The following is a 23,062-nucleotide window of genomic DNA, read 5'->3' on the forward strand; positions in this document are numbered from 1 at the left end:
TCCTCCGACCAGACCACCGCTAAGGGGCCCTGCGTGTCACCGTCATCCGTCTTCGCCCGCATCATCGGCACGAGAGAAAGGCGATCGCCTCGGTCCCGACCGATCGCCGCGGTCACCGCCGGCGTGCTCGTCGCCGCCGGCCTCACGGTCGCCGGAGCGGCCGCTCCGGCGGCAGCGGCGGCCCCCCTGGCCTGCATCAACACCCTGTACTTCAGCAACGGCACGGCGGGGAACGTCGGTCAGCTGGACCTCTCGACGGGTACGACCTCCGCCGCGCCGGTCTTCGCGACCCCGGCGAATGCGGGCACGAGCACGAACCAGCTGGGGATCGGCGCCGACGGCACCGTCGCGATCACCGGAACGACCACGAGCGTCGTCGAGTACGAACCGGCGGCGAGCGCGGACGGCACGGTCACGGCCTCGCCCAAGACGGCGGGCGTCGCCCAGGGGACGATGGGCGCGATCAACCCGGCGACCGGGCTGTACTACTACGGCGGATTCTCGGGGAGCACCGTCAACCTCTACGTCTTCGACCCGGCGACGAACAGCGCGCCGGCGGGGCCCGTCGTGTCGATCACGACGACCAACCCGCCCGGTCTGAACGGCGACATCGCGTTCGACAAGACGGGTCGGCTGTACGTGGTCGCCGGAGGCGCGAACCAGGCCGCCCTCTACGTCGCCGACGGCACGGTCCCGACCTCCGGCACCGGCACCACCCTGAGCTCGCGCGAGCTGTCGCGCGGCACGACCACGGCGGCGACGAACGGCATCGCCTTCGGATCCGACGGCTTCCTCTACCTCGGCGGTCTCACCGTGCTGCAGAAGACGAACCCGATCACGGGCGCGCCGACCGGGACCACGTTCACCCTCACGGGCGCCACCTCGACCGACCTCGGCTCCTGCGCGAACCCGTCCACCGCTCAGACCGTCACAGGATTCGACGGCCCCCGCGCGCAGCCCACCGATCAGGTGCGCGTCGTGCTCGAGGGCGGCTCGTACGGTCCTGACGGGACCACGCCGGACTTCCCGGACAGCGACTCCGGCCCCGACGGCGACCCCAGCGAACCCGGCCTCATCATCCCGGGGGAGACCTACACGATGCGGCAGGAGCCCGTCGGCACCACGGACCTCGACGACTACACGACGACCTGGACGTGCACCGATGCGACCGGTGCCGTCGTCGCGAGCGGCACCGGCAACAGCGCCACGTTCACCGCGCCGGCCGGCACGGACGGCGCGAACATCGTCTGCGCCTTCGTCAACGTGCTCCCGCCGCCCGTCGCGGTCCCGGATGCCGGCATCGGCGTCTTCGGCGCCCCTATCCCGCTCCCGGGAGCCAAGAACGACCAGCCGGGAACCGGCACCATCCTGCCCGAGCAGACCGTGTTCACGGATCCGACCGCGACCGACGGCGGCAAGAGGCTCCAGACCCCCGACGGCGTCTGGACGATCGACACCGACGGCGGGATCACCTTCACCCCGGCCCCCGGGTTCAGCGGCGACGCCACCGCCGAGTACCGCATCGTCGACGACAACGGGCAGACATCCACCGCCACGGAGACCGCGACGGTGCGCCCCGGTCCCACGGCCGTCGCCGACACCGCTGCGACGACGCAGGGGACCAGTGTGCAGATCCCCGTGCTCGGGAACGATGCACCCGGCCAGAACGCGGACGGCACTCCGGGGGCCGTTCCGCCGGCATCCGTCGTCTTCGAGACGACCGGGCAGCCGGCCGGATCCGTCGTGAGCTCCGACGGCCGCCGTCTCGACGTGCCGGGCGAGGGCGTCTACACGATCGACCAGACGACCGGCGTCGTGACCTTCGCGCCGGATCCGACCTTCGACGGCCCGACGACGACGCCCGTCGCCTACCGCTTCACAGACAGCCTGGGCAATCCCGCGGCGTCGACCATCACGGTCACGGTCACGGCCGTGACGCCGACGGCCGTGAACGATTCGACCACCACGCCGCACGCGACCCCGGTGACCGTCGACGTCGTCGGCAACGACGTCCCCGGACCCGGGGGCGCGATCGTCCCCACCTCGACGGTCTTCACCGATCCGGCCGCCACCGACGGCGGCACGTCTCTGGTCACACCCGAGGGCACCTGGCGCGTGACCCCGGAGGGGCAGGTCGAGTTCACTCCGGCGGACGGCTTCACCGGCACCGCGTCGACGCCGTATCGGATCACCGATGCGAACGGTCAGCAGAGCACCGCGACCGTGTCGGTCACCGTTCGCCCAGGACCGACGGCGAACCCGGACAGCGCCTCGACACCCCAGAACGTCGACGTGTCGTTCCCGGTCCTCGGCAACGACGTGCCCGGCACGGCGGCCGACGGCAGCGCGGGCGCCTTCGACCGTGATTCGTTCCGGTTCAGCGTCACGCCCGGGCTTCCCGCCGGCAGTGCGGTGAACGGCAGCGGTCGCGTGCTCGCGGTTCCCGGTGAGGGCGTGTACACCTTCGATCCGGCGACCGGCGAGGTCACCTTCGACCCCGAGCCGCTGTTCACGGGCGCTGCGACGCCGGTCACGTACATCGTCACCGACTCGTTCCGCAACGACGCGTCGACGACGGTCTCCGTCACGGTCACCGCGGTGACGCCGACGGCGATCGGCGACGCCGCGAAGACTCCCGGGTCGACTCCCGTCGACATCGACATCCTCGCCAACGACGAGCCGGGCGCTCCCTCGGCGCCGCTCGTGCCCTCATCGGTCGTCTTCACCTCGCCGGATGCGACGGACGGGGGCAAGACGCTGGTCGTTCCCGGCGAGGGGACCTGGGTCGTGCGGGACGACGGCACGGTGCGCTTCAGCCCCGTCCCGGGCTTCGCCGGTCCGACCGCGCCGGTGGTCTATCGCGTGGTCGATGAGAACGGCACCCCCGCCACGGCCGAGATCATCGTCACCGTGGGCAGCGGGGCACTCGCTGCACCCGACGCGGAGACGACGCTGCAGAACACACCGGTCGTCCTCGACGTCCTGGACAACGACTTCGCGAGCGATCTCGGGAGCCCGTGCGATCCCGGTGAGACGAACGTGCCGGCCGGGTGCGACACGGGGATCCTCGTCCCGCCGAGCGTGATGTTCCCGACGGCGGGTCAGCCGGTGGGCGCGATCGTCACCGACGGCGGCACGACGCTGACCGTGCCGGGCGAGGGCGTGTACTCGGCCGATCCTGCCGGCAGAGTCACCTTCACCCCGGAACCGGCCTTCACCGGAACCGCGACGAGCGTCGTCTACGGCGCGACCGACTCGCACGGCGCGACCGTCTCATCGACCATCACCGTCACCGTCACCGGGGTGACGCCCCAGGCTCAGGACGACAGCGCGACCACACCGTTCGGAGTGCCCGTCGCCGTCGACCTGCTCGACGACGACAGCGCCGGCGACGCCTCGGCGCCGCTGGTGCCGGCCGCCACGGTGTTCCCGGCCACGGGACAGCCGTCCGGCGTCACCGTCTCCGCCGACGGAAAGACGCTCACGATCGACGGGCAGGGCACGTACGTGCTCGACGCCGCGGGCTCCGTCGTCTTCACGCCGGCCGATGGCTTCAGCGGAACGACGACCCCCGTGATCTACCGGATCGCCGACGCCAACGGCACGACCGACGACGCCCGCGTGCAGATCACCGTCCGGCCCGGACCGGTCGCGGCTCCCGACACGGACTCGACGCCGCAGGGCGTCCCGGTGACCCTGCGGCCGCTCGACAACGACACCCCGTCCCGCAACGCCGACGACTCGGAGGGCGCGTGGGATGCGAGCACTCTGCGCTTCCCGACCACGGGCCAGCCGGCCGGCGCCCAGGTGCTCGACGGGGGCACCCGCCTCGTCGTGCCCGGGGAGGGCACCTACACCGCGGCCGCCGACGGCTCGGTCACGTTCACGCCGCTCCCCGCCTTCGCCGGCCTCGCCTCCGTGGTGTCGTACACCGTCACAGACGCGATCGGGAACGGGGTCACCTCGACCATCGTGATCGAGGTCACCCCGGTCATCCCGACCGCGACCGACGACGCGGCCGTGACACCGTTCGCGACTCCCGTGACGTTCGACCTCGCCGGGAACGACGAGCCCGGCGACCCCGCGGTTCCTCTCGACCTCGCCTCCGTGGTCTTCGAGGCGTCCGGCATCCCCGCCGGCCTCACGGCCGAGATCCGCGACGGCGGCAAGACGCTCGACGTCGCCGGCGAGGGCGTCTACACGCTGCGCGCCGACGGGACGGTGACGTTCACGCCCGCGGAGGGTTTCAGCGGCACGACGACCCCGGTCCGCTACACGATCCTCGACGAGAACGGCTCGTCCGCGAACGCGGCGCTCACCGTGACCGTGCGACCGGGGCCCGACGCGAACGCCGATGTCGAGAGCACGCCGCAGAACGTGCCCGTGACCGTCGACATCCTCGGCAACGACAGCCCCGGGCAGCAGGCGGACGGGACGGACGGTGTGCTCGACCCCGCGTCCCTGGTCTTCCCCGCGACGGGTCAGCCGGTCGGCTCGACCGTCGGCGGAGGCGGCAAGACGCTCGACGTCCCCGGCGAGGGCACGTACGAGATCGGATCGGACGGACGGGTGACCTTCACGCCTGTTCCCGCGTTCCGCGGAGCGGCGACGCCCGTGACGTACGCCGTGACCGATTCGCTCGGCAACTCCGCCAGCTCGACGGTGACCATCACGGTCGCAGGCGTCGATCCGATCGCGCGGAACAACGCGGCGACCACCGCGCCGGGAGTCCCGGTGGTGATCGATGTGATCGGCGACGACGCTCCGGGTACCACCGGAGTGCCGCTCGACCGCTCGACCCTCCGGATCGTGGGCGCCGACGGCGCGCTCGTGACAGAGCTCACCGTCCCCGGTGAGGGCGTCTGGACCGTGGTGGACGGCAAGATCGTGTTCACGCCCGCGCCCGGATTCGTCGGCAGGACCACGTCGATCACCTACTCGGTGGCGGACGCGAACGGCACGCGGGTCACCGCGACCGTGACCGTGACGGTGGCCGCGGGCGCGGGCACCGCTCTCCCGACGACCGGTGGTGCCGTGCCGTGGATCCCCCTCGGGGCGGGCCTCCTGCTGCTGCTCGCGGGGATCGCGATCCTGATCCGTCGACGTTCGGCCTGACGTGAGGGCCACCGTCCCGACCGTCGTCGCGGCGCTCGCCGCGGCGGCGGTCCTCGCCGGATGCAGCCCGTACGGACCGCCCGCGCCCTCGGTCACCGGGGGGACGAGTGCCGTGGACGATCTGACGATCGATGAGTGCCCGCCGGGGAGCGGACGTCTGACGTCGACGGGTTCATTGCAGAACAGCGAAGGCGACGCGGGCGACTATCTCGTGCGCGTGAGCTGGCTCGACACGGACGGATCCGTGATCGCGTCGGCGTGGCAGGAGATCGAGGCGGTGGATGCGGGAGCATCCGCCGACTGGTCCGTCTCCGCCGATCTCGGCGAGGCCTCCGCGAGCAGCTGCACCGTCGCCCTCACGCGCGGCGTTCTCTGACCCCACCGAGGCACGGGCGCTACAGAGCGGCGGTCACCCCGGGCAGCAGCTTGGTGAGGATCGTGCCGAGCTGCGCGCGCTCCTCGTCGCTGAGCGGACCCAGGACCAGCTCGCGGATCTGCGCGACGTGCACGGGCGCCGCCGACCGCAGCAGCTCACGTCCGGCGGGGGTGAGGGTCGCCGAGAGCGTTCGCCGGTCGCTGCCGCACGAGGACCGCGCCACCCAGCCGCGCTCCTCGAGAGAGTCCAGGGCGTGGCTGAGGCGCGACCTGCTGAGCCCGGCGATCTGCGCGAGCTCGGTCATCGTGACCGTGCTCTCGCCCCGGCCGGCGAGCGTGATCAGGATCGCGTAGTGGGCGTGGTTGAGTCCGGTCTCGGCCTTGAGGGTGCGGTCGAGCACCTGCGGGAGCAGCTGCACGAACCGGATCGTCGGCAGCCACGTCGCCATCTCGGCGTCGTCGAGCCGACGCTCGTCCATCACGCGGCGGACAGGTCGATGGTGTGCGCGGTGTGATCGCGCTTGGCCTGCAGGTAGCGCGAGTTCGCGTCCGACAGGTGCACCCCGGTCGGCACGCGGTCCGTGACCCGGATGCCGAGTCCCTCGAGCTGCACCGCCTTGTCGGGGTTGTTGCTGAGCAGACGGATGCCGTCGACCCCCGCGGCCCGCAGCATCTGGGCTGCGACGGTGTAGTCGCGCTCGTCCTCGCCATGGCCGAGAGCGACGTTGGCCTCGTAGGTGTCGAGGCCGGAGTCCTGCAGGGCGTAGGCGTCGAGCTTGGCGTAGAGGCCGATGCCGCGACCCTCCTGGCGCAGGTAGAGCAGGAAACCGCCCTCGTCCGAGATCCGCTCGACCGCCTCGCGCAGCTGCGGGCCGCAGTCGCAGCGCTCGGAGCCGAACACGTCGCCGGTCAGGCACTCGCTGTGCGGGCGCACCAGCGGTGCGTCGCCACCGGCATCCGCTCGCTCCATCGCCGCGCGCCAGTCTCCGAGTCCCAGCAGCAGGTGCTCACGGCCGTCGACGAGTCCGTCGAACGTGACCACATCGGCGGTCGTGGCGAAACCGTCGGCGAAGCGCAGCGGCACGCGTACCCGCGTGCGCTCGGTGGCGACCGGAACGACGGTTGAAGTTTCAATCATGCGAGATGCAACGCGTCGACGGGTCGTCTATTCCCGCCGACGACGGATCAGCTTCAGCTCGCTGACGAGGATGCCGAGCACGACGAGCGCCCCACCGATGAGTGCGGTGACCGGCAGACGCTCGCCGGCGATCCGCCCGATGACCCCGGCCCACACCGGTTCTCCGGCGTAGATGATCGTCGCGCGGGTCGGCGACACGGACTTCTGCGCCCAGTTCATCGTGAGCTGGATCAGGCAGCTGGCGGCGCCGAGCCCGACCGCGCAGCCCACCCAGATCCAGGAGAACTCGGGGATCCCCTCGCCGACGACCGGCATGGTCAGGAGCCCGAGCGCGCCGGCGGTCAGCAGCTGCACGACGGTGATGCGTCCGAGGTCGATCTTCCCGGCGAACACGCTGATGAGGATGATCTCGGCGGCGATCGGGAGGGTGCTGATCATCGTCGCGATCTCGCCGGTGCCGAGGCTGAGCGTGAAGGCGTCGGGGCCGGCGATGAGCACCAGTCCGACGAAGGCGAGTCCCGCGCCGATGAAGGCCATGGCGGGTGGGCGCTTGCGGAACACCGCCCACTGCGCGAACGGGACGAGCGGCACGTACATCGCGGTGATGAACGCGGAGGTGCTGCTGTCGATCGTCTGCAGCCCGACGGTCTGGAGCCCGTAGCCGAGGTAGATCATCACGCCGATCGCGACGCCGGCTCCCACGTCCCGCCACCGGATGCCGCGCAGGACGCGCCGGAAGATCACGACGCTGATGAGTCCGGCGATGAGGAAGCGCGCGCCGACGAAGAACCACGGCCCGGAATGCTGCATGGCCCAGTGCACGAGCAGGAACGTGCTGCCCCATACTGCGGTGATGGCGATGAGGGCGGCTTCCTGCGGGCGGAAGCGCATCCAGCGAAGACGAGAGGGCATCGTTGCCCTTTCTCGACGTTGCCGGATCGAGCCTATCCGCCTGACGGTGACGCGAGAAGACGGGCCGGCGCCGGATGCCGGATCGACTCGATAGCCTCGGAGGATGAGCAGCTTCGTGAGCGTGAACGCGGTGAATGACCTCCTGTCTCAGGGCGCCCCGGTGCGCCTGATCGACGTGCGGTGGCGACTCGATCGTCCGGAGGCCGGGCATGACGACTATCTGACCGGGCACATCCCCGGTGCGGTCTTCGCCTCGCTCGACACGGAGCTCTCGACGCACGGCGAGCCGTCGGAGGGTCGGCATCCGCTGCCGTCGACCGCGACCCTCCAGGCGGCGGCGCGCCGCTGGGGCGTGAACGACGGCGACATCGTGGTCGCATACGACGACGCCAAGAGCACGGCTGCGTCGCGCGCCTGGTGGCTCCTCCGCCAGGCCGGCGTCGACGTGCGCGTGCTCGACGGCGGCCTCCGCGCGTGGAGGGCCGCCGGGTTCGACATCGCCACCGACGACGTGATCCCCGAGACGGGTGAGGTCGTGCTCGAGGAGATCGGCGGTGATGCGCTCTCGATCGACGAGGTGGCCGCGTTCCCGGCATCCGGTGTCCTGCTCGACGTGCGCGCTCCCGAGCGCTACCGCGGCGAGACCGAGCCGCTCGACCCGCAGGCCGGGCACATCCCCGGCGCACGCAACCTCCCGACGATGCTGCATCTCGACGCCGAGGGGCGCCTGCTCGATCCGGAGACCGTCCGCGCGACGTTCGCGGGGGTCGGAGTCGCACCGGGCACACCTGTCGCCGCGTACTGCGGCTCCGGCGTCACTGCTGCGCACACGGCGCTGATCCTCAGCGAGGTCGGCATCGACGCGAAGGTGTTCCCCGGGTCGTGGAGCCAGTGGTCGAACACGCCGGGTCGTCCGGTCGCAACGGGTGATCAGCCCGGCTGATCACCGGCGTCATCGCGGGGGCCGTACCCCCACAGCAGCTCCACGGCGCCCGGGCCGAAGGCGCGGTGGACCAGGTGCACCGACCCGCCGCCGTTGGGCGTCACCGGGGTGATCGTGATCCCGGATGCCGTCTCGACGCGCTCCTCGCACCAGTCCGGCAGCGCATCCGGATGGAACCGCACCCAGACCAGCAGTTCGCGGCACTGCCGGGCCACGCCGTGGCCGGTCTCGCGCGTCGGCGGATAGTCCGGCGGGTACTCGACCGACCATTCGACCATCGTCGTGTCGGGCGCGGACAGGGGAGCGTCGAGTTCGAACAGCACGCCGTGGACCTCGCCGCCGGCATGCGAGTACTCTCCCGCGATGCGTCCTCCCGACACCGCGCGGAAGATCGGCGAGGGGGTGCGGGTGCCGGGCGTCAGCTCGAGGAAGGGGGTGCCCGTCATCGTGCCGGACGTCGCCTGGAGGACGCTCCTCGTGATGCAGTACGACACGTTGCCGTCGGCGTCGACGTCGGTCACGGAGTGCGTCGTGATCTCGCGTGAATGGTCGGGATACGGGGCTCCGAGCGCGGCGTACGCGTCTTTCACCGCCGTCTCGAGGTCGTGCTGGTCGATCGGGAACTGACTCGGCCCGAGGGGGCCCGTCCGCTTGGTGGACGGGAGGAGCCCGGCCAGGGCGTCATCGTCGAGGCCGAGCAGCTGCTCGATGTCGGCCAGCGCCGCCAGGGACTGTGCGCCCTCCGGTCGCCGGGCGCCGGAGCGCCAATAGCTGAGCGTCGCCATCGAGACGCGGTTCCCCCGACGCTTCAACTGCCGCTGCAGCCAGGAGAGAGTGACGTCCTTCGCGTTGATGGCGTTGCGGAGGGCCCCGGCGAACGCCTCCGAGGAGGACCCGTGATCGTCATATTCGAAACTCATCACACCACCCCTCCGGTATGTGAAGGCCATCGTCCTAAAGTGAGCATACGACCGCACACGCGCACCTCAGGGGACCGGGTGGGCGAGTGGGGTCGATCGACTGTGTCGTCGAAGGGCAGGGTGCCCGACCTTGCGTACGACCAGTCTCACGCAGTGACGCCCCCTTACTGCGTTCGTCGTGAAGCCCGGTGATCGATCTGGGGAGATCCACCGGGCTTCACGAACACCCCTCCCGTGCGCTCCCGCGCGCGGCTCCGCGGCTTCGCGGCCCCGCGTAGACTGGGAGGAACACCCCGGAGGACTCTGGATCGTCATGTCTGCCCCTGCCCGCGCATTCACCATGCGACACGTGCAACTGCTGCGCGCGCTCTTCGCCGCCGTCGCCGCGCTGATGATCACGTTCTCCTCCGACCACTCGGCCCCGGTCGGGCTCTCCGTCTTCAGCGGCTTCGTGTTCGTCACGGCGCTCGTGCAGGTGCTGGCTGCGTGGCTGGTGCTGCCGGAAGGGTCGCGCTGGCCGCAGGTCCTGCTCGCGGCGCTCGGCGTCATCGCCGGCATGGCGAGCGGCATCCCCGCCTGGCGGTCGGATGATCTGTTCTTCGTGGTGGTCTCCGTCTGGGCCATCGTCACCGGCGGGGTCGAACTCCTCGCCGGCATCCGCGCGCGCCGCACGGCCGACCCGCTCGCGCGTGACGCGATCACCATCGGTGCGCTCGGCATCCTCCTCGGTGTCGTCCTCCTGCTGATCCCGGCCGGATTCGTGCAGGAGTACACGATCGACAAGGCGGGCACCTTCCTGCTCTCCGGCATCATCCTCGGGGTCGGCATGTTCGGCGGCTACGCCGCGATCGTCGCGGTCTTCCTCGGCATCGCGGGCCTCACCCCGAAGCGAGCGGATGCCGCCGCCGACGACGTCGCCGCAGCGTCCGCTGCCGCCGGTGCTGACCGCGCCGCGGCATCCGGTACCGATCAGAGCGCAGCCTCGGCCGAGCGCGGAGGAGAGCGATGAGCGACGAGAAGCCGACCCGGCGGGACATCCTGCGTCCGCTGCACCTGCTCGGCATCGCGCTGGGCTGCGGCATCTTCGCGATGGTCGTCACCCTGGTCTCCACCGGCGCCTTCACCGCGCGGGTGAACACGGCGATCGCGGACGGCAGCTACGACGGCCTGACGCCGGTCGCGCTCGGCCTCGTCGTCGGCGGCGGCGCGTTCATCGCGACCCTGCTGATCCTCGCGATGCTGATCCTCGCCGTCGATCCGGCCGACGTCACCAAGACGATCGACCGTCCGGTGCTGTACGACGCGGAGCCCGACGAGGACTCCGGCACCGACAAGCCGGCCCACCCCGCTTCCTCCTGACGACCGGATTCCTCTCCGCGCCGGAGCGCGGGTCGGCCGGACGTCGATCCTCTCGTCATCGACGATCGGGCACCGATATCAGCGCGCTCTCCCCGAGACCATGACCTCCTAACATCCGATCAAAGCCGCCCTGAACGCGCCGACCGGGAGGACTTTCGTCGAAAGAGGTACCCATTCGTCCATAGACATCCGAGGTCTGCTGTCGCACACTGACTTGTGGCAGACACGACGCACCGTTGCGCGAGCTGCCGATGCCCCAGATGACGATGATGCTCCGGAGGTTGCAGTGATGATGGTCCCCCTTTCCCGTCGACAGGTTCTGCAGGTGGGCGGTCTCGCCCTTCTCGCCCCCTTCGCCCCCCAGTTCCTCGCGGCTCGGCCCGCCGCGGCGATCGTGCACGGCGCAGGAGTCCCTCTGCGCGCCGTCGCCGCCGGGGCGATTCCCCGACCGGAGCTGTCGCCGCACGCGCTCTGGTACGGCACGCCTGCGGCGAACTGGGAGACGCAGGCGCTTCCGATCGGCAACGCCCGCCTCGGTGCGAAGCTGTTCGGAAACCCGGATGCCGAGGTCATCCAGTTCAGCGAGCAGAGCTTCTGGGGTGGCGTCAACGACTACGACAACGCGCTCGCCGGGCAGCCCGACGGTGCGTACGACACCAGCGTGACCGGATTCGGCTCGTTCCGCGACTTCGGCGAGGTGACGGTCGCGTTCGGGGCACGCAACACCGTGACCTCCCCCGGCGGACCGTATGAGGTGTCCGGGGGAGAGAGCGTCGAGAAGACCTATGACGGGGATTCCGGCACGAAGTGGTGCCTGATCGCCCCGCCCGCCGAGGTGATCTGGCAGGCGGACCTGGCCGAGCCGACCGCCGTGTCGTCGTACTCGCTCACGAGCGCGAACGACGTGCCGGATCGCGACCCCCAGGACTGGCGGCTCGAGGGCTCCGCCGACGGAGCGACGTGGGTCGCGCTCGACTCGAGGGCCGAAGCCCCGTTCGCGCAGCGATTCCTCACGAAGAGCTTCGCCTTCGCGAACACGGAGGTGTACGGCCACTACCGGATCGTCTTCGCGCCGAAGGCCGGTATCAGCCACTTCCAGGTCGCCGAGATCTCCCTGGGCGGCGTCGACCTGGCGCAGGGAAGCGCCGTATACGTCTCTTCGCCGAGCGGGCACGCGGATGCGCTGGTCGGCAGCGTCGACGCCGATCCCACGACCGTGTGGGATGTCCCGACCACCGGGTCCGGAGCGATCTGGCAGGTCGAGCTGAGCGCGAAGCGCGCGCTGACCGGCTACGTTCTCGCGAGTGCTCCGGATGAGCCGGAGAAGGACCCGCAGAGCTGGACGGTGTCCGGGTCCGACGACGGGCGGGACTGGACCGCGCTCGACACCCGGTCCGGTGAGACGTTCCCCGATCGCGGCACCGGACGCGCGTTCGCGTTCGCCAACTCCACCGCCTACGCGATGTACCGGATCGTCTTCTCCGGACCCTCGGCGTTCCGTCTGGGGGGCATCGCGTTCACGGGCGACGGCTACAGCACGGCGGGCGCACGCGCCGTCGTCGACTACCGCCGCGCGCTCGACATCGCCGACGGCACCCACAGCACGCATTTCGCGACGGCGCAGGGGACAGTGCTGCGGGAAGCCTTCGCGAGCCGCGACGCCGATGTCATCGCCGTCCGCTTCACCGCAGATCGGCCCGCTGCCCTCGACGCCCTCATCACGATGGTCTCGAAGCAGGAGGGTGTGCCCACCACGGCCGATGCCGCCGGACGTCGGCTGAGCTTCTCCGGGACCATGGCGAATCAGCTCGCGCACGCGGCCGTCGTCCGCATCGCCGACACCGATGGAGAGATCACCGCCGAATCCGGCGGACTGCGCGTCGCCGGGGCGTCGTCGATCACGCTGCTGCTCGACGCTCGCACGGACTATCGGCTGAGCGCCGCCCACGGATGGCGCGGCACGGCTCCCGAGCCGGTCATCGAAGACGCCCTCACGGCCGCGGCATCGCTGTCCTGGGACGACCTGCGCGCCGCTCACACCGAGCAGGTCGCCAGCCTGATGCAGCGGGCGAAAGTGCAGTGGGGGCAGTCCGATGACGAGGTGATGGCCCTGCCGACCGACCGTCGACTCGCGCGCTACGGAGCGGGGGAGTCCGATCCGACTCTCGAGCAGACCCTGTACGCCTACGGGCGCTACCTGCTCCTCAGCTCCTCCAAGCCGGGCGGTCTTCCCGCGAACCTGCAGGGGCTGTGGAACAACAGCAACCAGCCGGCCTGGGCGAGCGACTACCACACGAACATCAACATCCAGATGAACTACTGGGGAGCGGAGTCCGCCGACCTCCCCGAATCCCACGAGGCTCTGGCCGCGTTCATCCGCGAGGTGGCCGTGCCGAGCCGGATCGCGACGCGCAACGCGTTCGGCGCCGACGTGCGCGGGTGGACCGCTCGCACCTCGCAGAGCATCTTCGGCGGCAACGCGTGGGAGTGGAACACCATCGCCAGCGCCTGGTACGCCCAGCACCTCTATGAGCACTGGGCATTCACGCAGGACAAGAAGTATCTGCGCGACCTCGCCTACCCGCTCATCAAGGAGATCTGCCAGTTCTGGGAAGACCAGCTCAAAGAGCTCCCCGACGGAACCCTCGTCGCGCCGATGGGCTGGTCGCCGGAGCACGGGCCGCGCGAAGACGGTGTCATGCACGACCAGCAGATCATCTGGGACCTCTTCCAGAACTATCTCGAGTGCGCGGAGGCGCTCGACGTCGACAAGAAGTATCGCAAGGCCGTCGCCGACATGCAGGAGCGGCTCGCTCCGAACAGGATCGGCCGGTGGGGGCAGCTGCAGGAGTGGCAGACGGACCGCGACGACCCCGAGGACATCCACCGGCACACGTCGCATCTGTTCGCGGTCTATCCCGGGCGCCAGATCACCCCCGACACCCCCGAGCTCTCGGCTGCGGCGCTGGTGTCTCTGAAGGCGCGCTGCGGCGAGAAGGAGGGCGTGCCCTTCACTGCCGCGACCGTGTCGGGAGACAGCCGGCGCTCGTGGACCTGGCCGTGGCGAGCAGGTCTCTTCGCCCGCCTCGGCGACGCCGAACGTGCCGGCATCATGGTGCGCGGCCTGCTCACCTACAACATCCTGCAGAACCTGTGGGCGAACCATCCGCCGTTCCAGCTCGACGGGAACTACGGCATCGTCGGCACGATGGTCGAGATGCTCCTGCAGAGCCACGGCGAGGTCATCCGGCTTCTTCCGGCCCTTCCTGCGGACTGGTCGGCGACCGGATCGTTCGAAGGACTGCGGGCGCGGGGCGGGTATCGGGTCGACTGCGAGTGGCGGGACGGGCAGGTCGTGTCCTACGACATCGTCGCGGATCGAGCGCCGAACATGAGCAACGTGATCGTGGTCGTCAACGGACAGCGGCGCAAGGTCAAGCCGGGCAACCCCAAGAACGGCAAGCCGATGCGCGATCTCGGGCCTGCCGACTGACCGCACGGTGCCGGCGGCCGGGCTCTCCCGGCGCCGGCACCCCGCGTGCCTGCCACGCCGATCCGGAATACTCCCGGAGACGCGGGGCTTGTGCCTAGAGTGACTGCCTCCGTCGACCGCGCCTCCATCGGACTGCGCTCGGCACGCGGACCGGTCCTGGGTGCGCTGATGCTCGCCACCGGACTCATCGCCATCGATGCCACGATCCTCGCGACGGCCGTGCCCAGCATCGTCCGCGAGCTCGGCAGCTACCAGCAGTTCCCGTGGCTGTTCTCCGTCTACCTGCTCGCGCAGGCGGTGAGCGTGCCGATCTACTCGCGCTTCGCCGACACGGTGGGGCGCAAGCCGATCATCCTCCTGGGCATCGGTCTCTTCCTGCTCGGCTCGATCCTCTGCGGGTTCGCGTGGAGCATGCCCGCCCTCATCGTCTTCCGCGTCATACAAGGCCTCGGCGCGGGGGCGGTGGCTCCGATGTCGATGACGATCGTCGGCGACATCTACACCGTCGCCGAGCGCGCCAAGGTGCAGGGCTACGTCGCGAGCGTCTGGGCCGTCTCGTCGGTCGTCGGTCCGGCACTGGGCGGCATCTTCGCGCAGCTGGACGCCTGGCGGTGGATCTTCTGGGTCAACATCCCGCTCTGTCTGATCGCCGGATGGATGCTGCTGCGCAAGTACCACGAGAAGAAGCAGACGCAGCGGCACCGGATCGACTACGCCGGAGCGGTACTGCTCACCATCGGGCTGACCGGCATCATCCTCGGGATGCTCGAGGGCGGCAACGCCTGGGCGTGGCTCTCGGTGCAGAGTGCTCTCTGCTTCGGCATCGGCATCCTCGCCCTGGCGGCGTTCGTGCTCGTGGAGCGCCGCACACCCGAGCCGATCGTCGACCTGCGCCTCGCGCGGAGGCGGCTCATCCTCACGACCACGATCGTCTCGCTCGGCGTCGGGGCGCTGATGATCGGCGTGACGAGCTTCGCGCCCGCCTACCTGGAGGGGTCCATCGGCATCGCACCGCTGCTGTCCGGACTCGCGGTCGCGGCGCTGACCCTCGGCTGGCCGCTCTCGGCGGCGAACGCCGGACGCCTCTACCTGCGGATCGGCTTCCGCCGCACCACTCTGATCGGGATGAGCATCGCGACGATCGCGGCCATCGCGCTCGCCGCCGTGTCACCGTGGCCGAATCCGTTCGTGATCGCCGGGGTGGCGTTCCTGTTCGGCTTCGGTCTGGGCTGGAGCGCCGCCCCCACCCTCATCGCCGCACAGGCCTCGGTCGGCTGGGGCGAGCGGGGCGCGGTCACCGGGATGAACGCGTTCGCACGGTCGGCGGGCAGCGCCGTCGGCGTCGCCGTGTTCGGTGCGATCTCGAACTCCGTGATCGCGCAGGGCCGCGGACCGGGAGACCCCGACACGATCATCTCGGCATCCGTCTGGGTGTTCGTCGCGGTCGCCGTCACCGCCGTGCTCACGCTGATCGCCGCCGCCTTCATGCCGAAGGACTCGGTGCCGGAGCGCTCCGGCGAGGTCGACGACTAGATCCGCAGCCCGGCTCGGCGTGCGGTATTCAGTCAGGACTCAGGTCTGGACGGAACCTCGTCCGGGAAAGACGGGGACGTCAGGTCCCGACGCCCACGGTCTTGCTGAATTGTGAACGCGGTCTGCTCGGCCCCGCTGAGCCGGAGGTCTGGTCAGCGCGCGAGCTGCTCCGCGATGCCCGTGTAGGTCGCGGGCGTCAGAGCGAGCAGGCGCTGCTTCGCGGCGTCCCCGATCTCGAGGCCCTCGACGAACTCCGCCAGGTCGGCGCCGCCGACGCGGTGTCCGCGGGTGAGCTCCTTGAGCAGGGCGTACGGGTCGCTGATCGTCGAACGACCGGCCACGACCTCGGCGCGGATGACGGTCTGGATGGCCTCGGCGAGCACCTCCCAGTTGACGTCGAGGTCGGCGAGCAGTACGTCGCGCGACAGCGAGATCGCGTTCAGACCCCGGCGCAGGTTGTCGAGCGCGAGCTGCGAGTGACCGAAGGCCACGCCGATGTTGCGCTGCGTGGTCGAGTCGGTCAGGTCGCGCTGCAGACGGCTGGTGACCAGCGTCTGTCCGAGCGATGCGAACAGGGCGCCCGAGATCTCGAGGTTCGCCTCGGCGTTCTCGAACCGGATCGGGTTGATCTTGTGCGGCATCGTCGACGAGCCGGTGGCGCCGGCGACCGGGATCTGAGCGAAGTACCCGAGCGAGATGTACGTCCAGATATCGGTGGCGAGGTTGTGCAGGATGCCGCCGGCGTGACGCACCCGGTCGTAGAGCTCGACCTGCCAGTCGTGCGACTCGATCTGCGTCGTGAGCACGTTGAAGCCGAGCCCCAGGCCCTCGATGTACTCGCGGGCGATGGTCGGCCAGTCGGCGTCAGGGTCGGCGGCGAGGTGCGCCGACCAGGTGCCGGTCGCGCCCGAGAACTTCGCCAGATAGTCGGATGCCGCGATCTGGCCGCGCACGCGCTCGAGGCGCCACGCGAACACGGCGATCTCCTTGCCCATGGTCGACGGCGTCGCGGGCTGGCCGTGGGTGCGGGAGAGCATCGGGGCGTCGGCGTGCTCGACCGCGAGCTCGCGGAGCTTGGCGATCACGGTGTCGAGAGCGGGCAGCCAGACCTCTTCGACCGCGCGCTTGACCGTGAGAGCGTAGGAAGCGGAGTTGATGTCCTCGCTCGTGCAGGCGAAGTGGGTGAGCTCGGCGATCGCATCCAGCCCGAGCGTCGAGAGACGGTCGCGCACCAGGTACTCGATCGCCTTGACGTCGTGCTGCGTGACGGCTTCCTTCTCGGCGAGCCAGTCGATCTCGGCCTGGCCGAAGTCGCGGTACAGCGCGCGCAGACGCTCCTTGTCGGCATCCGACAGCGGTGTGGTCTCGAACAGCGAGCGGTCGGTGAGGGCGATCAGCCACTCGACCTCGACCTCGACACGTGCGCGGTTCAGTCCGGCCTCGGAGAGGAAGTCGGCGAGTCCGGTGACGGCGCCGCGGTAGCGGCCGTCGAGAGGGCTCAGGGGCTGCGGCGGGAGCGAGGGCTGGAAAGTCAGGGGAGTCCTCCTGATGAGGCCCCGGAGTTCCGGGGCGTGCGGGGGAGACGAAGGGCGGGTTCGAGCTGGCGGAACAGGCCCCGTGTCGACGCCTCAATCATACCGAGCACCGAATCGAACATGTCGGCGCCCGCGTAGTAGGGGTCGGGGACGTCGTGCGTCGAGGCATCCGGATCGAAGGCCAGCAGCAGGGTGACCTTGCCCTCCTCGTCCTCGTCGCGGGCCCACTCGCGGAGGATGCGCTCGTGCGTGCGGTCGAGCGCGACGACGAGGTCGTTGTCGGCGAAGGACGCCGCGGTGAACTGCCGCGCGCGATGCTGGGACCCGTCGTAGCCCCGCCGGGCGAGCGAGTCGATCGTGCGGTGGTCGGCGCGTTCGCCGAGGTGCCAGTCACCCGTGCCGGCGCTGCGCGAGATGATGCGGGACCCGAGTCCCTGCCGCTCGGCGAGGTCGCGGAAGACGACCTCGGCCATGGGAGACCGGCAGATGTTCCCCGTGCAGACGAAGATCACGCGAAAGGGATCCGGGGAAGTCACCCGTCCATTCTGCCTGGCGTCGGCTGTCCTGCACAGCGGGCGCCGGCATACCGGCTCTCCACCGCTGCGGATGTTCCGGGTCGGATGGGAGCGGTGGATCACGGATGCTGGGCGCATGCACTCCTTCACACATGCAGAGGCCTTCGCCTCGGACGCCTTCTGGGCGTGGGCGACCGCGCGGCGAGAGATCGACGCCGCGATCACCGCGCTCGAATCGGCGGGGGCCGCGCTGGTCGCTCTCGTCGACGATTCCGACTGGCAGTCGGACGGGGTCAGGGCGCTTCACGAACTGCTCGGTCGCGTCCAGGACGGCACAGGATCGGAGATCGGCGGACTGCAGGTGCGCGCGTGGGAGCTGGAGGCGGTGGTGCAGGGATGAGCGGCGACCTGGAGATCGATCACGGAGGTGCGATCGCCGTCGACACCGAGGCGATGCGCGATGTGGGCAGGCGTATGACGTCGCTGGCATCCCATCTCGAGGAGGCGCGGGACGCCGTCATGCGGGCTCGCGGGATCATCGTCGGCGCACCGGGCTTCGCCGAGCAGGTCGACGTCGGCGCGCTGGAGGCGAGCCGCGATCGCATCGGCGCGCTGCGATCCGAAGTGGACGAGGCCAGCATCGGCACGCTGCTGATGGCGGATGCATTCGAGATCGTCGAACTGCGCGCCGAGGCCGAGGCGCTGGCGCACACCGACGCCGCTGCCGCTGCCGCGCTCGAGGCCCGGATCGATCGGATGGTGACCGCCGACGCGCGCATCGGCGCGATGGCGGACCAGCTCGTCGCCCAGTGGGAGAACGAGCGGTTCGAGGGGCTCGACACGCAGTGGGACATGGGTGAGCTCCTCCCGCCGTTCTTCACGATCGGCGCGTTCATCGGCACGACCGCGCGGCTCGGCCATGTGCTGCCGGGCATGACGCTCAAGGGCGATGTCGAGCCGGTGTCCGTCACCACCGTGAAGTCCTCCACGCCGGATGCGCCTCCGGCGACCCTTCGCGGGGCCTTCGAGAGGATGCCGAAGGACGCGAGTGCGCAGGTGGCCGTCGAGAAGCTGCGGTTCGACGACGGGTCGACGAAGTACATGGTGTATCTCAAGGGCACGCAGAACTTCGTGCCCTGGCAGGCTGGCGGGCCCGAGCCCTGGGACATGAAGTCGAACGCCGAGCTGTACACGGGTGAGAAGTCGGCGTCCTACAAGGCGGTGATCGACGCGCTCCATGCCGCGGGCGCGGAATCCGGCGACACCATCGGCGTCGTCGCCCACTCTCAGGCGGGAATGATCGCGGTGCACATGGCGATGGAGAGCTCTTTCGATGTCGAGTTCGTCGCGACCGCGGGCAGCCCGACGGTCGGCACCTTCCGCGACGACCTGCTGGCCGTGCAGATCCTGCACACCGACGACGTCGTGGGCAGCATGTCCGGCGGCGGATCGCCCGCGGGCAGCGGATCGCCCGACAGCTTCATCGCGACCCGGGTGGCCGATCCGAATCCCGGGATCCAGGATCTGGCGCTCGCGCCGCACAGGTTCGAGCCCTACCTCGAGACCGCGGAGATGATCGACGAATCAGACGACCCGCGGGCTGTCGCACTCGACGACTACTGGACGCGGTTGGGCGAAGCCGTCTCGGTCGAGCGCACCGAGTATCACGCGGAGCGCACCCGGTGAGAGATGGCTGATTGCCTGATCGCCGCCGTCGCCATCCGTCGCGATGTTCCGCTCCTGCAGCGGGATCGCGAGTTCGCGTTCCTCGCGGAGATCAGTCCGTTGCGGTTGCACGCGGTCGGCGGCTGACCGACTCCGTCTCAGTCGCGGCGCTGCTTCTTCGTCTGCGGGCGCAGGATGAAGCCGAAGATGCCGTTGATCACCGAGATGATGAGCGCGGCCAGCACGCCCCACCAGAAGTCGCCGACGGTCAGGCCCCAGCCGAACCCGCTCGTGATCCAGGCCGTGAGCCACAGCAGGAAGCCGTTGATGATGAGCCCGATGAGGCCGAGCGTGAGGATGTAGAGCGGGAAGGCGACGATCTTCACGACCGTGCCGATGATGGTGTTCACGATCGCGAAGATCGCGGCGACCGCGAGCAGCGTCAGCACCAGCTGAAGGGTCTCGCCGGGCGGGAACGCGGTGATCACGACCTGCAGGGCGGGGATCAGAGTGACCACCCAGAGGGCGAAGGCGTTGACGACGACGCGGATGATGAAGCGCATAGTGCGTCCAGTGTCGCACGCCCGCCCGCGCTTGTCAGGAAGCGGACGTCCCTTGCAGTGGAATGCGATGCGCTCGGATGCGCCGCTCGGATTCATCGAGGTCGATCTCTCCGGACGCGACGCCGACGACGAGGTCGAACGCATCGTCGGTCGCGAAGTTGTGCTTCCAGCCGTTGATCCAGAGGAACGCGACGAAGGTGGTCCACGCCGTGCGCTTGTTCCCGTCGAAAAGGGGACGGTTGCGAGCGAGCGACTCCAACAGCGCAGAAGCCTTTCGGTCGATCGTCCCGTAGGCATCATCGCCGAACAAGGATGCCGCCGGGCGGGCAAGCGCGGACGCGAGAAGCCCGGCGTCGCGCACGTGGAAGCCGAGCCGGTCGACGATGAGGAGTCCGTCTTCGAGAGTGGGGTACTCGGTCATGCGTCTTCGAGACGCTCCAGGAGTGCACTGTCATTGGTGAGGACGAAGTCGACCGCCGAGTTCACGAGTGCGGTGCGCGAGGTGTCGTTCGCGAATCGCGTCGCCGCTTCGATGATCACCGCGTGCTTCGACATGTGCCGGGCGCGGGCGATCGCCTCGAGCTGGGCATCGAGTTCTTCCGGGAGTCGCACGGTCATAGCCATACCAGAATGGTATCACTCGCTTTCCTCGGAGCCCGGGGACCCGAGACTTCTAGACTGGCGATGTGACCGAGCCGATCCTGCCCCGCATCCGCCCCGCCATCGCTGCGCTCGCGCCGTATCGGCAGGGCAGGCAGGCGGGTCCCGATGCGTTCAAGCTCTCCAGCAACGAGAACCCCTTCGAACCGCTGCCGTCGGTGCTCGACGCTCTCCAGCGCACGACGCCGATCAACCGCTACCCGGATGCGACCGCCGGGCGTCTGCGAGCGCGGCTCGGAGAGCGCTACGGGGTCGAGGCCGACCAGGTGCACGTCGCGTCCGGCAGCGTGTCGATCCTGCACCAGCTGATCCTCGCGACGGCGTCGGTGGGCGACGAGGTCATCTACGCGTGGCGCTCCTTCGAGGCGTACCCGAGCCTCCCGCTCGTGGCGGGCGCGACCGGGGTGCAGGTGCCCCTCACGGCCGACTCCCGGCACGACCTCGACGCGATGGCGGATGCCGTCACCGACCACACCCGCGCGATCATCGTCTGCACGCCCAACAACCCGACCGGGCCGATCGTCACGAGCGCGGAGTTCGCCGCGTTCGTCGCGCGGGTCCCGGCCGACGTCCTCATCATCCTCGACGAGGCGTACGCCGAGTTCGTGACGGCGTCCGACGCGGTCGACGGCCTCGCCGAGCGCGTCTTCGAGCAGCACCCGAACGTCGTGGTGCTGCGCACCTTCTCGAAGGCCTACGGGCTCGCGGGACTCCGCGTCGGTTACGCGATCGGACACGAGAAGGTGCTGGATGCCGCGCGCACCACCGGCATCCCGCTCTCGGTCACGTCCGCCGCCGAGAACGCTGCGATCGCGAGCCTCGACGCCGAGGGGGAGCTCCTCGAGCGCGTCGCCGTGATCGTCGAGCGCCGCACCCGCCTGGTGGAGGGCCTCCGCGCGCAGGGCTGGGACGTCCCGGACTCGCAGGCGAACTTCGTCTGGCTGCCGACGGGGGAGAGCACCGAGGAGGTGGCCGCCGCCTTCATCGAGAACGACCTCGTCGTGCGGCCGTTCCCCGGCGACGGCATCCGCATCTCCGTGGGCGAAGAGGGCTCCATCGCCCGCGTCCTCGAGGTCGCGGCCGCCGCCCGCTGAGCTCGCGTCGCGCGTCGTTCCGCCCCGATTCTCCGGTTTCCCGGGAGATACGAGGGCCTCCTAGGTATGCGTGACCGGGCATGCCGGCGCGGGTACCGTGAGGATGTGACCTCGTCTGAGACTGAACTCGTCCGCGTCCTCGATCAGGACGGCCGCTACGCTCCCAGCCCCGCCGCCGAGCAGTATCTGCCGTTGATCGAGGCGATCAGCGATGCAGAGCTCGAGCAGTTCTACCGCGACATGGTGGTCATCCGCGCCATCGACACCCAGGCGACCAACCTGCAGCGTCAGGGGCAGCTCGCCCTGTGGCCGCCGAGCCGCGGCCAGGAGGCGGCACAGGTCGGATCGGGCCGTGCCGCGCGCGCGCAGGACACGATCTTCCCGTCTTACCGCGAGCACGCGGTGACGCGGATCCGCGGCGTCGACCCGCTCGACATCATCAAGCTCATGCGCGGTGTCTCGCACGGCGGGTGGGACCCGACGGACCCGAAGAACGGCAACACCCGTCTCTACACGCTGGTACTCGGCTCGCAGGTGCTGCACGCGGCCGGCTACGCGATGGGCCTGTCCTTCGACGGACGCAGCGGCACCGGCGATGCCGATCGCGACGAGGCCGTCATCGTCTACTACGGCGACGGCGCCTCGAGCCAGGGCGACGTGCACGAGGCCATGGTCTTCGCCGCGAGCTACCAGGCCCCCACGGTCTTCTTCCTGCAGAACAACCACTGGGCGATCTCGGTTCCGGTCACGACGCAGTCGCGCGTGCCGCTGGTGCAGCGCAGCGCCGGCTACGGCATCCCGAGCGTCCGGGTCGACGGCAACGATGTGCTCGCCAGCTATGCGGTGTCGCGCGTGGCGCTGGACGAGGCCCGCAGCGGCCAGGGTCCGCGCGCGATCGAGGCGGTCACCTACCGCCTCGGCGCGCACACCACGAGCGACGACCCGACCAAGTACCGGCACACCGACGAGGAGGACATCTGGGCGCTCCGCGACCCGATCGTGCGCATGCGCACCTTCCTCGAGGGTCGGGGAGCTGCGGCATCCGTCTTCGACGATGCGGATGCCGAGGGAGCGGATGCCGCGGAGGATCTGCGCGCCCGGACCGTCGAGCTCGGACCGCCGCCGGTGAGCCGGATGTTCGACCACGTCTACAGCGATCCGCATCCGCTGATCGAGGAGCAGAAGGCCTGGCAGGCGAAGTACGAGGCGTCGTTCGAGGGAGGAGCACTGTGACTCTCGAGA

General features: G+C 70.0%; 21 protein-coding genes. 12 read left to right on the forward strand and 9 right to left on the reverse strand.

The features are described 5' to 3' along the window. Nucleotides 1-33: 33 nt before the first annotated feature. Nucleotides 34-5,115, forward strand: coding sequence for an Ig-like domain-containing protein (locus tag LBN7_RS10500; RefSeq protein WP_407359592.1), 5,082 nt, complete (start codon nucleotides 34-36; stop codon nucleotides 5,113-5,115). A gap of 1 nt (nucleotide 5,116) precedes the next feature. Then, nucleotides 5,117-5,491 (forward strand): hypothetical protein, encoded by a 375-nt coding sequence (locus LBN7_RS10505; RefSeq protein ID WP_407359593.1) that lies wholly within the window; start codon nucleotides 5,117-5,119, stop codon nucleotides 5,489-5,491. 19 nt (nucleotides 5,492-5,510) lie between these two features. On the opposite strand, the gene LBN7_RS10510 is transcribed toward LBN7_RS10505, so the two are convergent. Genes LBN7_RS10510 through LBN7_RS10520 form a run of 3 tightly spaced genes read right to left on the reverse strand, consistent with a single transcriptional unit; the run spans nucleotide 5,511 to nucleotide 7,540 of the window. Next, nucleotides 5,511-5,969 (reverse strand): MarR family winged helix-turn-helix transcriptional regulator, encoded by a 459-nt coding sequence (locus LBN7_RS10510; RefSeq protein ID WP_116633486.1) that lies wholly within the window; start codon nucleotides 5,967-5,969, stop codon nucleotides 5,511-5,513. Then, nucleotides 5,969-6,628: a GTP cyclohydrolase II gene (gene ribA, locus LBN7_RS10515; RefSeq protein WP_116633487.1), complete on the reverse strand. Its 660-nt coding sequence runs from the start codon at nucleotides 6,626-6,628 to the stop codon at nucleotides 5,969-5,971. The genes LBN7_RS10510 and ribA overlap by 1 nt, the downstream gene beginning before the upstream one ends. Before the next feature lie 27 nt (nucleotides 6,629-6,655). Next, a complete protein-coding gene (locus tag LBN7_RS10520; RefSeq protein ID WP_407359594.1) occupies nucleotides 6,656-7,540 on the reverse strand; it encodes a DMT family transporter in 885 nt (294 codons plus the stop codon). 103 nt (nucleotides 7,541-7,643) lie between these two features. On the opposite strand from LBN7_RS10520, the gene LBN7_RS10525 reads away from it, so the two are divergent. Continuing rightward, entirely contained in the window at nucleotides 7,644-8,483 is an 840-nt protein-coding gene (locus LBN7_RS10525; protein ID WP_407359595.1) for a sulfurtransferase, read from the forward strand. Here the strand turns inward: LBN7_RS10525 and LBN7_RS10530 are convergent. Next, nucleotides 8,471-9,403, reverse strand: coding sequence for a hypothetical protein (locus tag LBN7_RS10530; protein WP_341947107.1), 933 nt, complete (start codon nucleotides 9,401-9,403; stop codon nucleotides 8,471-8,473). The genes LBN7_RS10525 and LBN7_RS10530 overlap by 13 nt on opposite strands. Before the next feature lie 313 nt (nucleotides 9,404-9,716). On the opposite strand from LBN7_RS10530, the gene LBN7_RS10535 reads away from it, so the two are divergent. The 4 genes from LBN7_RS10535 (at nucleotide 9,717) to LBN7_RS10550 (ending at nucleotide 15,788) form a co-directional block, all read left to right on the forward strand. Next, entirely contained in the window at nucleotides 9,717-10,412 is a 696-nt protein-coding gene (locus LBN7_RS10535; RefSeq protein ID WP_407359596.1) for an acyl-CoA synthetase, read from the forward strand. Next, on the forward strand, nucleotides 10,409-10,762 hold the full coding sequence (locus tag LBN7_RS10540) for a hypothetical protein (RefSeq protein WP_341947109.1): 354 nt from the start codon (nucleotides 10,409-10,411) through the stop codon (nucleotides 10,760-10,762). Before LBN7_RS10535 ends, LBN7_RS10540 begins: the two co-directional genes overlap by 4 nt. 289 nt (nucleotides 10,763-11,051) lie before the next feature. Next, nucleotides 11,052-14,255, forward strand: coding sequence for a glycosyl hydrolase family 95 catalytic domain-containing protein (locus tag LBN7_RS10545; protein ID WP_407359597.1), 3,204 nt, complete (start codon nucleotides 11,052-11,054; stop codon nucleotides 14,253-14,255). A 99-nt stretch (nucleotides 14,256-14,354) separates the two neighbouring features. After that, nucleotides 14,355-15,788, forward strand: coding sequence for an MFS transporter (locus LBN7_RS10550; RefSeq protein WP_116633493.1), 1,434 nt, complete (start codon nucleotides 14,355-14,357; stop codon nucleotides 15,786-15,788). A gap of 152 nt (nucleotides 15,789-15,940) precedes the next feature. Here the strand turns inward: LBN7_RS10550 and purB are convergent, their stop codons facing one another. Together purB and LBN7_RS10560 are read right to left on the reverse strand one after the other, a co-directional pair. Then, entirely contained in the window at nucleotides 15,941-17,323 is a 1,383-nt protein-coding gene (purB, locus tag LBN7_RS10555; protein WP_116633494.1) for an adenylosuccinate lyase, read from the reverse strand. Beyond that, nucleotides 17,320-17,859 carry a low molecular weight protein-tyrosine-phosphatase gene (locus tag LBN7_RS10560; protein ID WP_207769868.1) on the reverse strand — a complete coding sequence of 180 codons (540 nt, stop codon included), beginning with the start codon at nucleotides 17,857-17,859 and terminating at the stop codon, nucleotides 17,320-17,322. Before LBN7_RS10560 ends, purB begins: the two co-directional genes overlap by 4 nt. Before the next feature lie 115 nt (nucleotides 17,860-17,974). Between LBN7_RS10560 and LBN7_RS10565 the strand changes: the two genes are divergently transcribed. From LBN7_RS10565 to LBN7_RS10575, 3 genes are read left to right on the forward strand one after another with little or no spacing between them, the layout of a single operon-like run. Next, nucleotides 17,975-18,238: a hypothetical protein gene (locus LBN7_RS10565; protein ID WP_407359598.1), complete on the forward strand. Its 264-nt coding sequence runs from the start codon at nucleotides 17,975-17,977 to the stop codon at nucleotides 18,236-18,238. Beyond that, nucleotides 18,235-19,524, forward strand: coding sequence for a hypothetical protein (locus LBN7_RS10570; RefSeq protein ID WP_407359599.1), 1,290 nt, complete (start codon nucleotides 18,235-18,237; stop codon nucleotides 19,522-19,524). The genes LBN7_RS10565 and LBN7_RS10570 overlap by 4 nt, the downstream gene beginning before the upstream one ends. 3 nt (nucleotides 19,525-19,527) lie before the next feature. After that, nucleotides 19,528-19,650, forward strand: a complete 123-nt coding sequence (locus tag LBN7_RS10575) for a hypothetical protein (RefSeq protein ID WP_341947115.1) — start codon at nucleotides 19,528-19,530, stop codon at nucleotides 19,648-19,650. 11 nt (nucleotides 19,651-19,661) lie between these two features. Here the strand turns inward: LBN7_RS10575 and LBN7_RS10580 are convergent, their stop codons facing one another. The 3 genes from LBN7_RS10580 to LBN7_RS10590 are packed head-to-tail and all read right to left on the reverse strand — an operon-like array spanning nucleotide 19,662 to nucleotide 20,690. Further along, nucleotides 19,662-20,066, reverse strand: a complete 405-nt coding sequence (locus tag LBN7_RS10580) for a phage holin family protein (protein WP_116633498.1) — start codon at nucleotides 20,064-20,066, stop codon at nucleotides 19,662-19,664. A 34-nt stretch (nucleotides 20,067-20,100) separates the two neighbouring features. Then, nucleotides 20,101-20,487 (reverse strand): type II toxin-antitoxin system death-on-curing family toxin, encoded by a 387-nt coding sequence (locus tag LBN7_RS10585; RefSeq protein WP_407359600.1) that lies wholly within the window; start codon nucleotides 20,485-20,487, stop codon nucleotides 20,101-20,103. Then, nucleotides 20,484-20,690, reverse strand: a complete 207-nt coding sequence (locus tag LBN7_RS10590; RefSeq protein ID WP_341947117.1) for a ribbon-helix-helix protein, CopG family — start codon at nucleotides 20,688-20,690, stop codon at nucleotides 20,484-20,486. The genes LBN7_RS10585 and LBN7_RS10590 overlap by 4 nt, the downstream gene beginning before the upstream one ends. Nucleotides 20,691-20,752: 62 nt before the next feature. Here LBN7_RS10590 and LBN7_RS10595 point away from each other — a divergent pair, with 62 nt between their 5' ends. Together LBN7_RS10595 and LBN7_RS10600 are read left to right on the forward strand one after the other, a co-directional pair. Then, a complete protein-coding gene (locus LBN7_RS10595; RefSeq protein ID WP_407359601.1) occupies nucleotides 20,753-21,820 on the forward strand; it encodes a histidinol-phosphate transaminase in 1,068 nt (355 codons plus the stop codon). Nucleotides 21,821-21,925: 105 nt separating this feature from the next. After that, nucleotides 21,926-23,053, forward strand: coding sequence for a thiamine pyrophosphate-dependent dehydrogenase E1 component subunit alpha (locus tag LBN7_RS10600; RefSeq protein ID WP_243408749.1), 1,128 nt, complete (start codon nucleotides 21,926-21,928; stop codon nucleotides 23,051-23,053). Nucleotides 23,054-23,062: the final 9 nt, after the last annotated feature.

Source organism: Microbacterium sp. LBN7 (genome assembly GCF_045690345.1).
In the GTDB taxonomy this organism is placed as follows: Bacteria; Actinomycetota; Actinomycetes; order Actinomycetales; family Microbacteriaceae; genus Microbacterium.